Source organism: Pseudomonas taeanensis MS-3, from assembly GCF_000498575.2.
Lineage (GTDB): Bacteria > Pseudomonadota > Gammaproteobacteria > Pseudomonadales > Pseudomonadaceae > Aquipseudomonas > Aquipseudomonas taeanensis.
Genome location: NZ_AWSQ01000004.1, coordinates 647668 through 661569, shown reverse-complemented (window position 1 = coordinate 661569; position 13902 = coordinate 647668). Strand labels below are relative to the sequence as shown.

General features: G+C 59.1%; 12 protein-coding genes. 8 read left to right on the top strand and 4 right to left on the bottom strand.

The genetic code is table 11. From position 1 onward, the window contains the following. Nucleotides 1-31 precede the first annotated feature (31 nt). A complete protein-coding gene (locus TMS3_RS16595; RefSeq protein ID WP_025166405.1) occupies nucleotides 32-1810 on the top strand; it encodes an ABC transporter transmembrane domain-containing protein in 1779 nt (592 codons plus the stop codon). A 17-nt stretch (nucleotides 1811-1827) separates the two neighbouring features. Here the strand turns inward: TMS3_RS16595 and rhtA are convergent, their stop codons facing one another. The 3 genes from rhtA to TMS3_RS16580 all read right to left on the bottom strand — a co-directional run bounded on the left by rhtA (nucleotide 1828) and on the right by TMS3_RS16580 (nucleotide 3717). Beyond that, complete coding sequence (rhtA, locus tag TMS3_RS16590; RefSeq protein WP_025166404.1) at nucleotides 1828-2736, bottom strand: threonine/homoserine exporter RhtA; 909 nt, start codon at nucleotides 2734-2736, stop codon at nucleotides 1828-1830. A gap of 77 nt (nucleotides 2737-2813) precedes the next feature. Continuing rightward, complete coding sequence (gene ppnP, locus TMS3_RS16585; protein WP_025166403.1) at nucleotides 2814-3095, bottom strand: pyrimidine/purine nucleoside phosphorylase; 282 nt, start codon at nucleotides 3093-3095, stop codon at nucleotides 2814-2816. Nucleotides 3096-3174: 79 nt separating this feature from the next. Beyond that, nucleotides 3175-3717 (bottom strand): exonuclease domain-containing protein, encoded by a 543-nt coding sequence (locus TMS3_RS16580; RefSeq protein ID WP_025166402.1) that lies wholly within the window; start codon nucleotides 3715-3717, stop codon nucleotides 3175-3177. 94 nt (nucleotides 3718-3811) lie between these two features. On the opposite strand from TMS3_RS16580, the gene TMS3_RS16575 reads away from it, so the two are divergent. The 4 genes from TMS3_RS16575 to TMS3_RS24695 all read left to right on the top strand — a co-directional run bounded on the left by TMS3_RS16575 (nucleotide 3812) and on the right by TMS3_RS24695 (nucleotide 9598). Further along, entirely contained in the window at nucleotides 3812-4690 is an 879-nt protein-coding gene (locus tag TMS3_RS16575) for an NAD(P)-dependent oxidoreductase (RefSeq protein ID WP_025166401.1), read from the top strand. 443 nt (nucleotides 4691-5133) lie between these two features. Further along, nucleotides 5134-7353, top strand: a complete 2220-nt coding sequence (locus tag TMS3_RS16570) for a putative bifunctional diguanylate cyclase/phosphodiesterase (RefSeq protein WP_025166400.1) — start codon at nucleotides 5134-5136, stop codon at nucleotides 7351-7353. A 59-nt stretch (nucleotides 7354-7412) separates the two neighbouring features. Beyond that, nucleotides 7413-9251, top strand: a complete 1839-nt coding sequence (locus tag TMS3_RS16565) for a sensor histidine kinase (protein WP_160321038.1) — start codon at nucleotides 7413-7415, stop codon at nucleotides 9249-9251. 86 nt (nucleotides 9252-9337) lie between these two features. Further along, nucleotides 9338-9598, top strand: a complete 261-nt coding sequence (locus TMS3_RS24695; RefSeq protein WP_083491781.1) for a YkgJ family cysteine cluster protein — start codon at nucleotides 9338-9340, stop codon at nucleotides 9596-9598. A 150-nt stretch (nucleotides 9599-9748) separates the two neighbouring features. On the opposite strand, the gene gltA is transcribed toward TMS3_RS24695, so the two are convergent. Further along, the gene (gltA, locus tag TMS3_RS16560; RefSeq protein WP_025166398.1) at nucleotides 9749-11023 is read right to left on the bottom strand and encodes a citrate synthase; all 1275 of its coding nucleotides are present in this window, start codon (nucleotides 11021-11023) and stop codon (nucleotides 9749-9751) included. A gap of 360 nt (nucleotides 11024-11383) precedes the next feature. Here gltA and sdhC point away from each other — a divergent pair, with 360 nt between their 5' ends. The 3 genes from sdhC to sdhA are packed head-to-tail and all read left to right on the top strand — an operon-like array spanning nucleotide 11384 to nucleotide 13896. Further along, nucleotides 11384-11758, top strand: a complete 375-nt coding sequence (sdhC, locus tag TMS3_RS16555) for a succinate dehydrogenase, cytochrome b556 subunit (protein ID WP_025166397.1) — start codon at nucleotides 11384-11386, stop codon at nucleotides 11756-11758. Further along, a complete protein-coding gene (gene sdhD / locus TMS3_RS16550; RefSeq protein ID WP_025166396.1) occupies nucleotides 11752-12120 on the top strand; it encodes a succinate dehydrogenase, hydrophobic membrane anchor protein in 369 nt (122 codons plus the stop codon). Before sdhC ends, sdhD begins: the two co-directional genes overlap by 7 nt. A gap of 3 nt (nucleotides 12121-12123) precedes the next feature. Then, nucleotides 12124-13896: a succinate dehydrogenase flavoprotein subunit gene (gene sdhA / locus TMS3_RS16545; RefSeq protein WP_025166395.1), complete on the top strand. Its 1773-nt coding sequence runs from the start codon at nucleotides 12124-12126 to the stop codon at nucleotides 13894-13896. The last annotated feature ends 6 nt before the right edge of the window (nucleotides 13897-13902 follow it).

Below are 13902 nucleotides of genomic sequence, written 5' to 3'. Positions count from 1 at the left end.
CTGGGTCTGACGGCCCATCTGTGAGTGCCGCATGCTTTCGATTCTGTCCTCCCGCCAGCGTAATGCCTTACGCATGGCGGCGCGCTTCGTCGCGCCCTACCGCTGGCGGGTGATCGGCGCCTTGCTGGCGCTGATGTTCACTGCCGCGATCACCCTGTCGATGGGCCAAGGCATCAAACTGCTGGTGGACCAGGGCCTGGCGACCCAGTCGCAGCAGGCGTTGAACCACTCGATCCTGTTGTTCTTCGTGTTGGTGCTGGCCCTGGCGCTGGGCACGTTCACCCGCTTCTATCTGGTGTCGTGGATCGGCGAGCGCTTCGTCGCGGATATCCGTAAACGGGTGTTCAATCACCTGATCGCTCTGCATCCGGGCTTCTACGAAAGCAACCGCAGTTCGGAGATCCAGTCGCGCCTGACCGCCGATACCACCTTGTTGCAGTCGGTGATCGGCTCGTCGCTGTCGATGGCGCTGCGCAACGTGATCATGCTGGTCGGCGGCATCGTGCTGCTGATCGTCACCAACCCGAAACTCAGTGGCATTGTGCTGTTGGCGTTGCCCCTGGTGGTCGCGCCGATCCTGATCTTCGGCCGCCGGGTGCGGCAACTGTCGCGCCTGAGTCAGGACCGGGTGGCCGATGTTGGCAGCTATGTCGGCGAGGTGCTCGGACAGATCAAGACGGTGCAGGCCTATAACCACCAGGCCGAGGACAAGCGTCGGTTTGGCGAGTCGGCCGAGGCAGCGTTCGATACCGCACGCAAGCGTATCGCTCAGCGTGCCTGGTTGATCACCGTGGTGATCGTGCTGGTGCTCGGTGCGGTGGGGGTGATGCTCTGGGTCGGCGGCATGGATGTTATCGCCGGCACTATCTCCGGTGGCGAGTTGGCGGCCTTCGTGTTCTACAGCCTGATCGTCGGCGCCTCCTTCGGTACCCTCAGTGAGGTGATCGGTGAATTACAGCGCGCGGCCGGCGCCGCCGAGCGGATCGCCGAGTTGCTGCAGGCGCGCAATGAAATCACGCCGCCAACGAGCGATCCGCTGGTGTTGGCGCAACCGCCACAGGGGCGGCTCGAGCTGCAAGAGGTGCGATTCGCCTATCCATCGCGACCCGAAAGCTATGCCGTCGATGGCATCAGCCTGAGTGTCGAGCCCGGTGAAACCCTGGCCCTGGTCGGCCCGTCCGGTGCGGGCAAGTCGACCCTGTTCGATTTGCTGCTGCGCTTTTTCGATCCGCAGCAGGGGCGGATCCTGATCGATGGCCAGGCGATCGAGCGGCTCGACCCCCTGGAGTTGCGCCGCTGCTTCGCCCTGGTGTCGCAGAACCCGGCGGTGTTTTTCGGTACGGTCGAGGACAACATTCGCTACGGCAAGCTCGGCGCTACACATGCCGAGGTCGAGGCGGCCGCGCGGGCCGCGCATGCCCATGAGTTCATCATGCGGTTGCCGCAGGGCTACCAGACCCACCTGGGTGACGCCGGTTTGGGGCTGTCTGGCGGTCAGCGCCAGCGCTTGGCGATTGCCCGTGCGTTGCTGGTGGATGCGCCGATCCTGTTGCTCGATGAGGCCACCAGCGCCCTGGATGCGGAAAGCGAACACCTGATTCAGCAGGCCTTGCCGCGCCTGATGCAGGGGCGCACCACGCTGGTGATTGCCCACCGCCTGGCCACGGTGAAGAGTGCCGACCGTATCGCGGTGATTGAGCGCGGCCAGTTGGTGGCGGTTGGGCGGCACGCCGAGCTGGTGGCGACTAATCCCTTGTATGCGCGGCTGGCGGCCTTGCAGTTCAATGAGGACAGCATCGAGTCGGCATGAAGCCTCACCGCGTGCTGTCAGCTTGTCGGCCGAGGATCTTTCAAGGCCATGTTCTCGATAGGTTTGGCGTGTGGCTTGATGGTGGCTGCCGCACCTGCCGAAGCAAGAATGATGGCGCCGACGGCCAGCCACTGGGTTACGGTCAGTTGCTCGTTGAGGATCAGCAGTGCGGAAAAGGCGGCGATGGCCGGCTCCATGCTCATCAGCGTGCTGAAAGTACGCACGGGTAGCCGGGTCAGGGCGATCATCTCCAGGCTATAGGGCAGGGCGGATGACAGCACTGCCACGGCAAGGGCCAACGGCAACAGTTGCACAGAGAACAGGCTGCTGCCGGCATGCCACAGCCCTACCGGCATGACCAGCACGGCGGCGATCAGCGTGCCGAGGACCACGGTGTGCGAGCCATGCTCGACGCCGGCTTGCTTGCCGAAGATGATGTACAGCGCCCAGCACAGCCCTGCTGCCAGTGCCAGAGCCATCCCCAATGGGTCTAAGTGCGACTCGCTGTGATGACTGGGCAGGAGTAACCAGAGGCCGAATATCGCCAGGGCGACCCAGACGAAGTCGAGCAGACGCCGCGATGACAGCAGGGCCAGAGCCAGTGGGCCGGTGAACTCCAGCGCCACTGCGACGCCCAGGGGGATGCTGCTTAATGACTTGTAGAACAGCAGGTTCATACAGCCCAGTGATAGCCCGTAGGCCAGCAATGAGCGGCAGGAGCGCAGGGTCAAGCGCGCCCGCCAGGGGCGCATGAACAGACAGAGGATCAGCGCGGCCAGGCCGAGGCGAAGCGCCGTGGTGCCTTCGGCGCCGACCAGGGGAAACAGACTCTTGGCCAGGGATGCGCCGCTCTGAATCGAAGTCATGGCCACCAGCAGCAGAGCGATGGGCAAAAGTACCAACGAGGTGTGAGAGGAGCGGGGCATGAGGGGGCATCCTGCCGGAAACAGTTTGGCAATAAAAAAACCGGCCACCTGGGCCGGTTTTTCATGAGCCGCAGAGCTTAGCGATATTCGCAGAGGTAGGCCGTCTCAATAGCGACCTGCAACTGGAACTTGCTGTCGCCCGGCACGGTGAACTGGCTGCCGGCGGCAAAGGTTTCCCAGTTGTCGCTACCCGGCAGCTTGACTGTCAAGGCGCCGCTGATCACGTGCATGACTTCCAGTTGGTTGGTACCGAATTCGTACTCGCCCGGGGCCATTACGCCAATCGAGGCAGGGCCTTCAGCCATGCCGAAGGCGATGGATTTGACGTTACCGTCGAAGTATTCATTGACCTTGAACATCTGTAACTCCTCGCAAGGGGCGGAAAAAGGTCGCCAGTATGCCCAAGCCTTTTTGGCGCGTCATCCGCTTTGCAGCGAGTTATGTCGTCAGTACCAGTGGCAGCAGCCGAGCGGTATTACGCGCATCGACCAGCGCGCGATGTTGCTGGCCACTGAACTGTAAGCCCGCCAGTTGCAGGGCCGTATTAAGGCCGACAGGGCGTGCCAATTGGCGCACTTCGGCGAAGCGGCGTTTGAGGTTGAGGTGTGGCACCCGGCTCAGGCAGCTGACCAGTTTGTGGCGCTGCCAGTCTTGCTCGAACTGGCGCCGATCGTATTCGCCCCAGCTCGCCCAGCCAATCAGGCGTGGCTTGTGGGTCAGCAGCCAGCGTTCGAACTGTGGCCAGACGCGGGTCAACGGCGCCGCCTTGTCTACATCAGGCTGGCTTATATGCGTGAGTTCGCGGCAGAAACTGGTCAGATAGGGGCGGCGCTGCGGGCGTACGAAACGCTGAAAGTGATCCACTTCATGGCCGTCTGAGTGAACCAGGCTGGCGCCGATCTCGATGATTTCCATCTCTTCCAGTGGCCAGCCACCTTCTTCAGTGGTGGCCTCCAGGTCGATTACTAACCAGTGTCCCATGAGGCTCTCCATTGCGCTGGGGCAGTATGCAAGGGCTTATCTGGCTCGGTAAAGCCCATGTTAGGCTGTGAGGCCATGATTACGGAGGTGTGCTATGGCGAAGGTTGCCTTTATCGGGCTTGGCGTGATGGGTTACCCGATGGCGGGGCATTTGGCCCGCGCCGGACATCAGGTGTGTGTCTTCAACCGCACGGCGGCCAAAGCCGAACAATGGGTCGCGGAGTTTTCCGGAACCAGTGCAGCGACCCCGCGCGAGGCTGCAGATGGCGCCGAGCTGGTGATGGTCTGCGTAGGCAATGACGAGGATCTGCGCAGCGTGGTGCTGGGCGCCGATGGCGCTTTGGCTGGAATGGCGACGGGTGCACTGCTGGTCGATCACACCACCGCCTCGGCGAATGTGGCGCGGGAGCTTGCGGGCCATGCGGCCGAGCGCCAGCTGGGCTTTCTCGATGCCCCGGTGTCCGGTGGCCAGGCCGGCGCGCAGAATGGCGTGCTGACTGTGATGGTCGGTGGTGAGCCTGCGCACTACGCGCGCGCGGAGCCGGTGATCCAGGCCTACGCGCGGATGATCAAGTTGATGGGGCCGGTAGGCAGTGGCCAACTGACCAAAATGGTCAATCAGATCTGTATTGGCGGTTTGGTGCAGGGCCTGTCCGAAGCGCTGCATTTCGCCCAGTGCGCCGGACTCGACGGCGAGGCGGCGATGGAGGTAATCAGCAAGGGCGCGGCACAGTCCTGGCAGTTGGAGAACCGCCACAAGAGCATGCTGGCCGGCGAGTTCGATTTCGGTTTTGCCGTCGATTGGATGCGCAAGGATCTGTCGATTCTGCTCGATGAGGCGCGCCACAATGGCGCGCAATTGCCGGTCACAGCTTTGGTCGATCAATTCTATGCCGAGGTGCAGACCCTGGGAGGCGGCCGTTGGGATACGTCCAGCCTGATCGCCCGTCTGAAGGCACCGAACAAGCCCTGAGCCTTTCGGCGCGCTAGTTGGCGTGAGGGCCATCTGGCTTAAACCGCAGCTGCACTTGGCCAGGCTGGGTATTTAGTGCAGTGGTGACCTCGTGTGCGCCATGCCAGCACGTCTTGAATATAACCAGTGATTTTTAGCCCCAGTGCAGGCGTGTGGGTCGACTGGGCGCGCATTCAAATAGAGCCATGGTGGGCCGTTGGCGGGCTCGCAGAACTGGTCATGGGGGAAGCCAGCTCGTCTATCTGGAGGATTTAGCCGAAGATGTCCCTCTCTGCGGCTGGCTTTGTTACCTCCACTGCACGGCCTTTCGCCCCCAGCCGCTAAGGCAAAACCATTTGTACCGAGTCTCGTGCGGCGCAATATTCCTGCCTATACTTCGCCTGCAACCACCACGGATTGGTTGTGTTCCATTCATCTGGTGATGAAACAGGCGGACGCACTTCATGGACGATCAGCTGGTTTTCCTCGACGAGGCCCCATCTTCTACCTCGGACCGGCTTATTTGGCGGGTGTTGGCGGTCGATGACGATGCCGACTTTCAGCGTGCCACTGCATTTGCTCTGAGCGGTTTGGATGTGCTCGGCGGATGCATCGAACTGCATCAGGCCTTCAGTTATCGCGAGGCCTCCATGCTGCTGGCCAAGCAGCAGGACTTCGCACTGGTTCTGCTCGACGTGGTGATGGAAACCGATGATGCCGGTCTGCGCCTGGTTAAGGCTCTGCGTGAGGTCATCGGCAATGCCGAGACTCGAGTGGTGTTGTTGACTGGCGAGCCAGGCATGGCGCCGGTGCAGGAGGTCATGCGCGACTATGACATCAACGATTATTGGACCAAGAGCGAGCTGACCGCCGAACGCTTGCTCACGGTGCTGACGGTGGGCGTGCGTGGTTATGCCCAGCTGAAGGCCGTTGCGAGGGCGCGGCGGGGCTTGCAGATGATCGTGGAGTCGAGCAATGCGCTGTTCAGCTCAAAGAATACCCGTGAGCTGTCGGCAAAAATTCTCTCGGAAATCGCCTCGCTGCTGGATCTGCAAGCCGAAGGCATCGTCTGTGTACGGGCCGATGGCGGTAATGCAGGGCTGAGCTCCGCGGCACGGATAGTCAGTGCCAGCGGTCGCTTTTTTCATGCCATCGACGGCAGTCTCGATTGCTTGGATGATATTGGCGTTTCGTTCGCGCTGCAGCGTTGTCTGCAAGAGCAGCGAACCTTGATGCTGGACAGCTGCACAGTATTGTTCTTCCCCAGTTTTCAAGCGGGGGCCGATTACGCTTGCTACGTCGCGACCCAGCGGCGGCTGGACGACACTGAACTGGAGCTGCTCAAGGTATTCAGCGCCAGTATCAGTCGAGGTCTGTACAACGTTTCGCTGTTCAGCCGCCTGGAAGAGATGGCCTATCAGGATGATCTGCTAAAAATCCCCAATCACAATGCCTTGAGCCGCATGCTCGACCTGCTCTTGAAAAGTGAAAGCAAGGCGCAGCAGGTGCTGGTGCTGATCGATATAGATGATTTCTCCGGCGCCAACACGGCGTTCGGCACCGGATATGGTGATTTCATCCTCGGCCTGGTGGCTAAGCGATTACGCGAAGCGTTTGATGCCAACGTGCTGGTCGCCCGGATAAAAGATGACCTGTTTGCAGTCATCGGCCCTGTAGCGCAGGTGTGTGCCGAGGACATCGTGGCGCTGTTTCGCCACAGCAACCGCCCCTATGAGCTGGGACAGGTGCATAGCCTGAGTAGTGCGACGCTACGCCTGGCTGACTTTACCGGGAACGCTAATCAGGCGTTAGGCGCCGCCCGCCTGACCCTTAAAGAGGCCAAGCAGAGCGGGCATAACCAGCATGCGCTCTATGCTCCGCAATTGCAGAATGCCCATGCCGATTCTTACCGTACCCTGCTAGCGTTGCGTGATGCGGCCGATGTCGGGCGCATCAGCATTGAGTTGCAGCCACAGATCGACCTGCGTCACCGACAGGTTATCGGTGTCGAAGCCTTGGCTCGCTGGCGTCGGAAGGATGGAACAATGGTGCCGCCGGCCCAGTTCATTCCCCTGGCCGAGGCGACTGGTTATATCTTGCCGTTGGGTGATCTGCTGTTACGCCTGTCGATGGCTGCGGCCAGCCAGCTGGCCGCAGCCGGTTACCCGCAGCTGCGTGTTGCGGTGAATGTCTCCGCTCTGCAACTGTTGCAGCCAGATTTCGTCAAGCGCTTCAGTTGCCTGCTGGCTGCGGCAGGGGTGGTACCGGCGCAGATGGAGGTAGAAATTACCGAGTCGGTGGCGATGCGCTCGTTCGAGACTGTGTGTGAGCAGCTGACCGCGCTACGTGCAATGGGTGTCACCATTGCTATCGACGACTTCGGCACCGGATTCTCGTCGCTTAGCTATCTGCGATGCCTGCCAGCTGATCGCTTGAAGATCGACCGCAGCTTCATCATGGAGATTGGTGAGGTGCCGAGCCAGCAATTGATCGCCGACGCGGTTATCAAAATCGCCTCACGGGTCGGCATGCAGGTCATTGCGGAGGGCGTGGAAACCCAGGAGCAGGTCGGCTGGATACTCGATCAGGGCTGCCACGAGGCGCAGGGCTTTCTGTTTGCCAGGCCTATGCCGATTACAGCCTTGCTCGACTGGCTAGGCAGTTGGTCAGAAAGCCAGGTGTGAGCGCGCTATCGGCTGTGCATCGGTCGCGAGTGCTGTTGCGCAACTTGGCGATGTTGTTCATGCCCTGGGCTTTGCTGATCCTGCTGCTCAGTATTTTGCTCTACGAGCGCTTGCTGGACTCCAGGTTGGCGCCATTGTTACGGGATCAGCAGGCCAGCATTACCGAAGGCCTCGGCGTGCTCAATCGTCGGTTATCCAGCGTGCGTGGGAATTTATTGTTTCTGACCCAGCAGCCATTACTGGCACAGATGCTCGAGCGCGGCGGTGAGGCGCAGCGCCGGCAGTTGGTTGAGTTGTTCACCGAGTTCTCGGCCAGTACCCGCGACTACGATCAGATCCGCTGGCTGGACGAGCTGGGGCAGGAGCGGGTGCGAGTGGACTTGCGAGATCAGACGATTTACCAGGTACCCGCTGGCGAATTACAGAATAAGGCCGACCGTTATTACTTCACGGAAAGCATGCAATTGCCTGCCGGAGGCTTCTACCTGTCGCGATTCGATCTCAATCAGGAGGGGGGAATAATTGAACAGCCCTTCAAGCCCATGTTGCGTGCGGCGATGCCGGTTTTCGACAGCGCGGGACAAGGTCGTGGCGTGGTGGTGCTCAATTATCTGGGGAGCATATTACTGGATCGTCTGAAGCAGGTGGCTAGTGCTTACGGCGATACCCTCAGCCTGGTGGACCATGAGGGGTTCTGGATGCTCACGGATGACTCAGCGGATGCCTGGGGCTTTATGCTGGGTAAGCCCGGTGCCACCTTGTCCAGCCGCTATCCGCAGAGCTGGACGCGAATGAGCGAGGTGTCTTCCGGACATTTTAGTGATGGCGCGGGTATCTGGTCGTTCGCGCATTTCGATCCGGCTCTCAGTGCCGATAATGAAGAGGGCGCCAAGGGCATTGTTGGTGGTTGGTTGCTGGTCTCCCTGTTGCCGCAGGATAGTGTGAGAGGGATGGAGCGCAGGACCCTGTGGCTAGTGCTGCTGTTCGTTGGACTTATGCTGGTGGCGGGCCTCGCAGTGGTGCTACGACTGTCGCAAGCCGAGGGCGCGCGCGATCGTGCGCGGCGCGGGCTGGAGCGACGTGGCGAAGAGTTGGCGTTAAGCAACGGCGAATTACAGAATACTCTGGAGCAATTGCAGCGTACCCAGGGTGCACTGATCCAGGCGGAGAAGCTGTCATCCTTGGGCGTGCTGGTGGCTGGTGTCGCGCATGAGTTGAACACTCCGATAGGTGCCGCCAGTGTCGCGGCCTCGACCTTGCAAAAGAGTGATGAGCAGTTACGTCAGGCTCTTCAGGGCGGGTTGCAGCGTTCGCTCCTGGAGCGCTTCATGCAGCGTAACGCGGAAGGTCTGGAGATCGTTCTCGATAACTTAGCGCGTATGGCGCAGTTGACCCGGGCGTTCAAGCAGTTGGCCAGCGACCGGGCGAGTACCGAGCGGCGGCAGTTCGATCTGGTTGAACTGATGCATGAGGTGATGTTGGTCTTTGCGCCAAGGCTGAAGCAGGTGCCCCATCGCGTCAGTCTGGAACTGCCCGAGAGCCTGATGCTGGACAGCTACCCGGGGCCGGTCGGGCAGATCCTGCAGAATTTGATAGAGAATGCCTTGCTGCATGCTTTCCAGGTCGGCATGCATGGCGTTATCACCGTCCGTGCCGACTTCGATTCGCTGCAGCGCTGGTGTCGTGTCGAGGTGGAGGACAATGGCTGCGGCATGAGCGAAGACGTGCTGGCGAGGATCTTCGATCCGTTTTTTACCACGCGCCGCGGGCAGGGCGGTACAGGGCTTGGATTGCACATCACTCATCAGCTGGCGGTAGACATTCTGGGGGCGAAACTGCAGGTGAATAGCCAGCCGGGGCAGGGTACGCAGTTTCTTCTATGGCTGCCGCTGGCCTGAGTCCGAGTAGCTGCTAATAAGCACCGCTATTGGGTAAACTCGCCGAGTTAATCCGTTACTGCGATTGCTGTGGGGTCATTATCGTCATGAACTGCCGGCCTGGTTGTGGTGCCTGTTGCATCGCGCCTTCGATCAGCTCCCCAATCCCCGGTATGCCGTTGGGTAAGTTGGCGGGCGAACGTTGCGTGCAATTATCCGTTGAGAATCATTGTGCTTTGTTCGGCAAGCCAGAGCGCCCAGCTGTTTGTTCGGCGTTTTCGGCCGAACCGGATACGTGCGGTACCAGTCGCGAGGAGGCGATTCAATTGCTGGGTTGGTTGGAGCAAAGTACCGCGCTGGCATGCTGAGATTCTGCGATGCCGAGCTTGCGTCTCGACTCTAAAAAGGGAGGTGAGGGTATTGGTTGCGAAGTGGCGTTGAAGTTTTATATATGTAAAAAAGGCTGCCATTTGGCAGCCTTTTTTATTGCATTGACGAATCTGGACGTCGCTGGGGGTTTATTTTTCCAGATCGCGTTGCGGGTAGCCGGTATACAGCTGGCGTGGGCGGCCAATCTTGTAAGGGCTGGAGAGCATTTCTTTCCAGTGTGAGATCCAGCCGACGGTCCGTGCCAGGGCAAAGATTACGGTGAACATGCTGGTAGGAATACCGATCGCCTTGAGAATGATACCCGAGTAGAAGTCAACATTCGGATACAGCGAGCGTTCGATGAAGTAAGGGTCGGTCAGGGCGATCTCTTCGAGACGCATGGCCAATTCGAGCTGCGGATCGTTGGTGATACCGAGCTCTTTCAGGACTTCATCGCAAGTCTGCTTCATCACGGTGGCGCGTGGGTCGCGGTTCTTGTAAACGCGATGACCGAAGCCCATCAGCTTGAACGGATCGTCCTTGTCCTTGGCCTTGGCGATAAAGGCGTCGATGTTCGATACATCGCCAATCTCGTCGAGCATGCTTAATACGGCTTCGTTGGCGCCGCCGTGTGCCGGCCCCCAAAGGGCGGCGATGCCGGCAGCAATACAGGCGAACGGGTTGGCACCTGAAGAGCCTGCCAGGCGAACGGTGGAAGTCGAGGCATTCTGCTCATGGTCGGCGTGCAGGATGAAGATCTTGTCCATCGCGTTAGCCAGCACCGGGCTGATCGGTTTGATCTCGCACGGAGTGTTGAACATCATATGCAGGAAGTTTTCCGCGTAATTCAAATCGTTGCGCGGGTACATCATCGGCTGGCCCATGGAGTACTTGTACGTCATGGCCGCGAGGGTCGGCATCTTGGCGATCAGGCGCATGGCCGAGACTTCGCGGTGATGCGGGTTATTGATGTCGAGAGAGTCGTGGTAGAAGGCAGAAAGCGCGCCGACTACGCCGCACATGATCGCCATTGGGTGGGCGTCACGGCGGAAACCGTTGAAGAAGGTCTTCAGCTGCTCATGCACCATGGTGTGGTTCTTGATGGTGCTGACGAACTGAGCCTTCTGCTCTGCATTGGGCATTTCGCCGTTGAGCAGTAAATAACAGGTTTCAAGGTAGTCCGATTTGTCGGCCAGCTGCTCGATGGGGTAGCCGCGGTGCAGAAGAATGCCCTGCTCACCGTCGATATAGGTGATTTTCGACTCGCACGAAGCGGTGGACATAAAGCCAGGATCAAAAGTGAAACGGCCCGTGGCGGTTAGGCCCCGTACGTCAATTACATCGGGACCAACGGTGCCGGTTAAAACGGGCAGCTCGACGGGGGCTGCGCCCTCGATGATCAACTGCGCTTTTTTGTCAGCCATGTGTGGCCTCCTAGTTATGCTTGAAATCATCTGACAGCCCCCCACGCAGGGCCCGCATCACTATAGTGAGATAAATTCGAAAGTCAATTTGCGAAAACCCAGGCAACAGAAGGGTTTAAGTGCGTTTTTAACGGAAGAAGGGCGCTGTTTACGTCATTTATACAGGGTGCGCAATCCGCCATTAGGTCGAGGCCTTCGCATTGTCATTAGTAACCTAACTGTCTATACTCTGCGCCCGACCGCTAAGGGCTTTGAGCCTGTATCTGGCGGTTGTCACTTCTTGGGTGATGGGTACCTGACCAGTGCACTTCCCGACAACTTTGCCCTGATAGTTAGGGGCTCTCAGTGTGATAAAAAGCCGTGAATAGCCAACGACCTGTAAACCTAGACCTTAGGACTATCAAACTCCCAGTCACCGCTTACACGTCCATTCTTCACCGTATCTCCGGTGTCATTCTCTTTGTTGGCATTGCCGTGCTGCTGTTCGGGCTCGACAAATCGCTGGCGTCCGAGGAAGGCTTCGCTCAGGTGAAAGAATGTTTGACCAGCCCTCTGGCCAAATTCGTGATTTGGGGATTGCTGTCCGCTCTGCTGTACCACCTAGTGGCCGGTGTGCGCCACTTGATCATGGACATGGGCATCGGTGAGACGCTGGAAGGCGGCAAGCTGGGCTCGCAAATCGTTCTCGTCGTCGCGGCGATCGTGATCCTGCTACTGGGGGTGTGGATATGGTAACTAATGTCACGAACTTCTCGCGTTCGGGCCTCTATGACTGGATGGCACAGCGGGTTTCTGCAGTCGTTCTCGCGGCTTATGTCCTGTTTCTACTCGGTTTCGTAGTAATTAACCCAGGTATGGGTTACGCCGAGTGGCATGGTCTGTTCTCCAATAGTGCAATGCGTATCTTCAGTCTGCTGACACTGGTGGCACTTAGCGTGCACGCCTGGGTTGGCATGTGGACGATTTCCACCGACTACCTGACGCCGATGGCGCTGGGTAAGTGGGCCACTGTCGTGCGTTTTCTCTTTCAGGCTGCGTGTGGCATTGCCATGTTCGCGTTTTTTGCCTGGGGTGTGCAGATTCTTTGGGGTATCTGATTCATGACTAACATTCGTACTCTTTCTTATGACGCCATCATCATAGGTGGCGGCGGTGCAGGCATGCGTGCCGCGCTGCAACTGGCTCAAGGCGGCCACAAGACCGCAGTAGTCACCAAGGTGTTCCCGACTCGTTCGCACACCGTTTCTGCACAAGGTGGCATCACTTGCGCCATCGCCTCGGCCGATCCGAACGATGATTGGCGCTGGCACATGTACGACACCGTCAAGGGTTCCGATTACATCGGTGACCAGGACGCGATCGAGTACATGTGTTCGGTTGGCCCGGAAGCGGTATTCGAACTGGAGCACATGGGCCTACCGTTCTCCCGCACCGAGCAGGGCCGCATCTATCAGCGTCCGTTCGGTGGTCAGTCCAAGGACTTCGGTCGTGGCGGTCAGGCTGCCCGCACCTGCGCAGCGGCCGACCGCACCGGTCACGCGTTGCTGCACACCCTGTATCAAGCCAACCTCAAAGCCAATACCTCGTTCCTTAACGAGTGGTATGCGGTCGATCTGGTGAAGAATCAGGATGGCGCTATCGTTGGTGTCATCGCTATCTGTCTCGAAAGTGGTGAAACCGTCTACATCCGTGCCAAGGCCACAGTGCTGGCGACCGGCGGTGCGGGTCGTATCTACTCCTCCACAACCAACGCCCTGATTAATACGGGTGATGGTGTGGGCATGGCCCTGCGTGCCGGTGTACCGGTACAAGACATCGAAATGTGGCAATTCCACCCGACTGGTATTGCCGGCGCCGGTGTGCTGGTCACCGAAGGTTGCCGCGGTGAAGGTGGCTACCTGATCAACAAGCATGGCGAACGTTTCATGGAACGTTATGCGCCGAACGCCAAAGACCTGGCTGGGCGCGACGTTGTAGCGCGCTCCATGGTCAAAGAGATCATCGCCGGTAACGGTTGTGGTCCTGACGGCGACCACGTGATGCTCAAACTCGATCACCTCGGTGAGGAAGTTCTGCACAGCCGTCTGCCAGGCATCTGTGAGTTGTCCAAGACATTTGCTCACGTCGATCCGGTAGTCGCACCGGTTCCGGTCGTGCCGACCTGTCATTACATGATGGGCGGCGTTGCCACCAACATCCATGGTCAGGCGATGACTCAGGATGCAAATGGTAACGACAAGATCATTGACGGTCTGTTTGCTGTGGGCGAAGTGGCTTGCGTATCGGTGCACGGTGCTAACCGCCTGGGCGGCAACTCGCTGCTCGATCTGGTGGTGTTCGGTCGTGCGGCAGGCTTGCACCTGGAGAAAGCGCTGAAGGAAGGTGTTGACTACCGTGGTGCCTCCGAGACCGACATCGAGCAATCACTCAAGCGTTTGTCTGGTATCAACGAACGTAGCACCGGCGAAGATGTAGCGCCGTTGCGTAAAGAGCTGCAGAGCTGCATGCAGAATTACTTCGGCGTATTCCGTACCGGCGAGTACATGCAGAAAGGTATCAAGCAGCTGGCTGACCTGCGTGAGCGTATTGCGACTGTCAAGATTTCGGACAAGAGCCAGGCGTTCAACACCGCACGTATCGAAGCGCTTGAGCTGCAAAATCTGCTCGAAGTGGCCGAGGCGACTGCGATTGCAGCAGAAACCCGTACCGAGTCCCGCGGTGCGCATGCCCGTGAAGACTTCGAAGATCGTGATGACGAAAACTGGCTGTGCCACTCCTTGTACTTCCCGGGCGAGAAGCGCGTGACCAAGCGTGCCGTCAACTTCGCACCGAAGACAGTACCAGTGTTTGAACCCAAGATTCGGACTTACTAAGGGTGA

Coding starts and splice junctions, on each gene's coding strand:
- TMS3_RS16570 (WP_025166400.1), top strand. CDS start 5,134: ATGGACGATCAGCTGGTTTTCCTCGACGAGGCCCCATCTTCTACCTCG.
- TMS3_RS16575 (WP_025166401.1), top strand. CDS start 3,812: ATGGCGAAGGTTGCCTTTATCGGGCTTGGCGTGATGGGTTACCCGATG.
- ppnP (WP_025166403.1), bottom strand. CDS start 3,095: ATGTTCAAGGTCAATGAATACTTCGACGGTAACGTCAAATCCATCGCC.
- gltA (WP_025166398.1), bottom strand. CDS start 11,023: ATGGCTGACAAAAAAGCGCAGTTGATCATCGAGGGCGCAGCCCCCGTC.
- sdhA (WP_025166395.1), top strand. CDS start 12,124: ATGACTAACATTCGTACTCTTTCTTATGACGCCATCATCATAGGTGGC.
- TMS3_RS24695 (WP_083491781.1), top strand. CDS start 9,338: ATGAACTGCCGGCCTGGTTGTGGTGCCTGTTGCATCGCGCCTTCGATC.
- sdhD (WP_025166396.1), top strand. CDS start 11,752: ATGGTAACTAATGTCACGAACTTCTCGCGTTCGGGCCTCTATGACTGG.
- TMS3_RS16595 (WP_025166405.1), top strand. CDS start 32: ATGCTTTCGATTCTGTCCTCCCGCCAGCGTAATGCCTTACGCATGGCG.
- TMS3_RS16580 (WP_025166402.1), bottom strand. CDS start 3,717: ATGGGACACTGGTTAGTAATCGACCTGGAGGCCACCACTGAAGAAGGT.
- rhtA (WP_025166404.1), bottom strand. CDS start 2,736: ATGCCCCGCTCCTCTCACACCTCGTTGGTACTTTTGCCCATCGCTCTG.
- TMS3_RS16565 (WP_160321038.1), top strand. CDS start 7,413: ATGCCCTGGGCTTTGCTGATCCTGCTGCTCAGTATTTTGCTCTACGAG.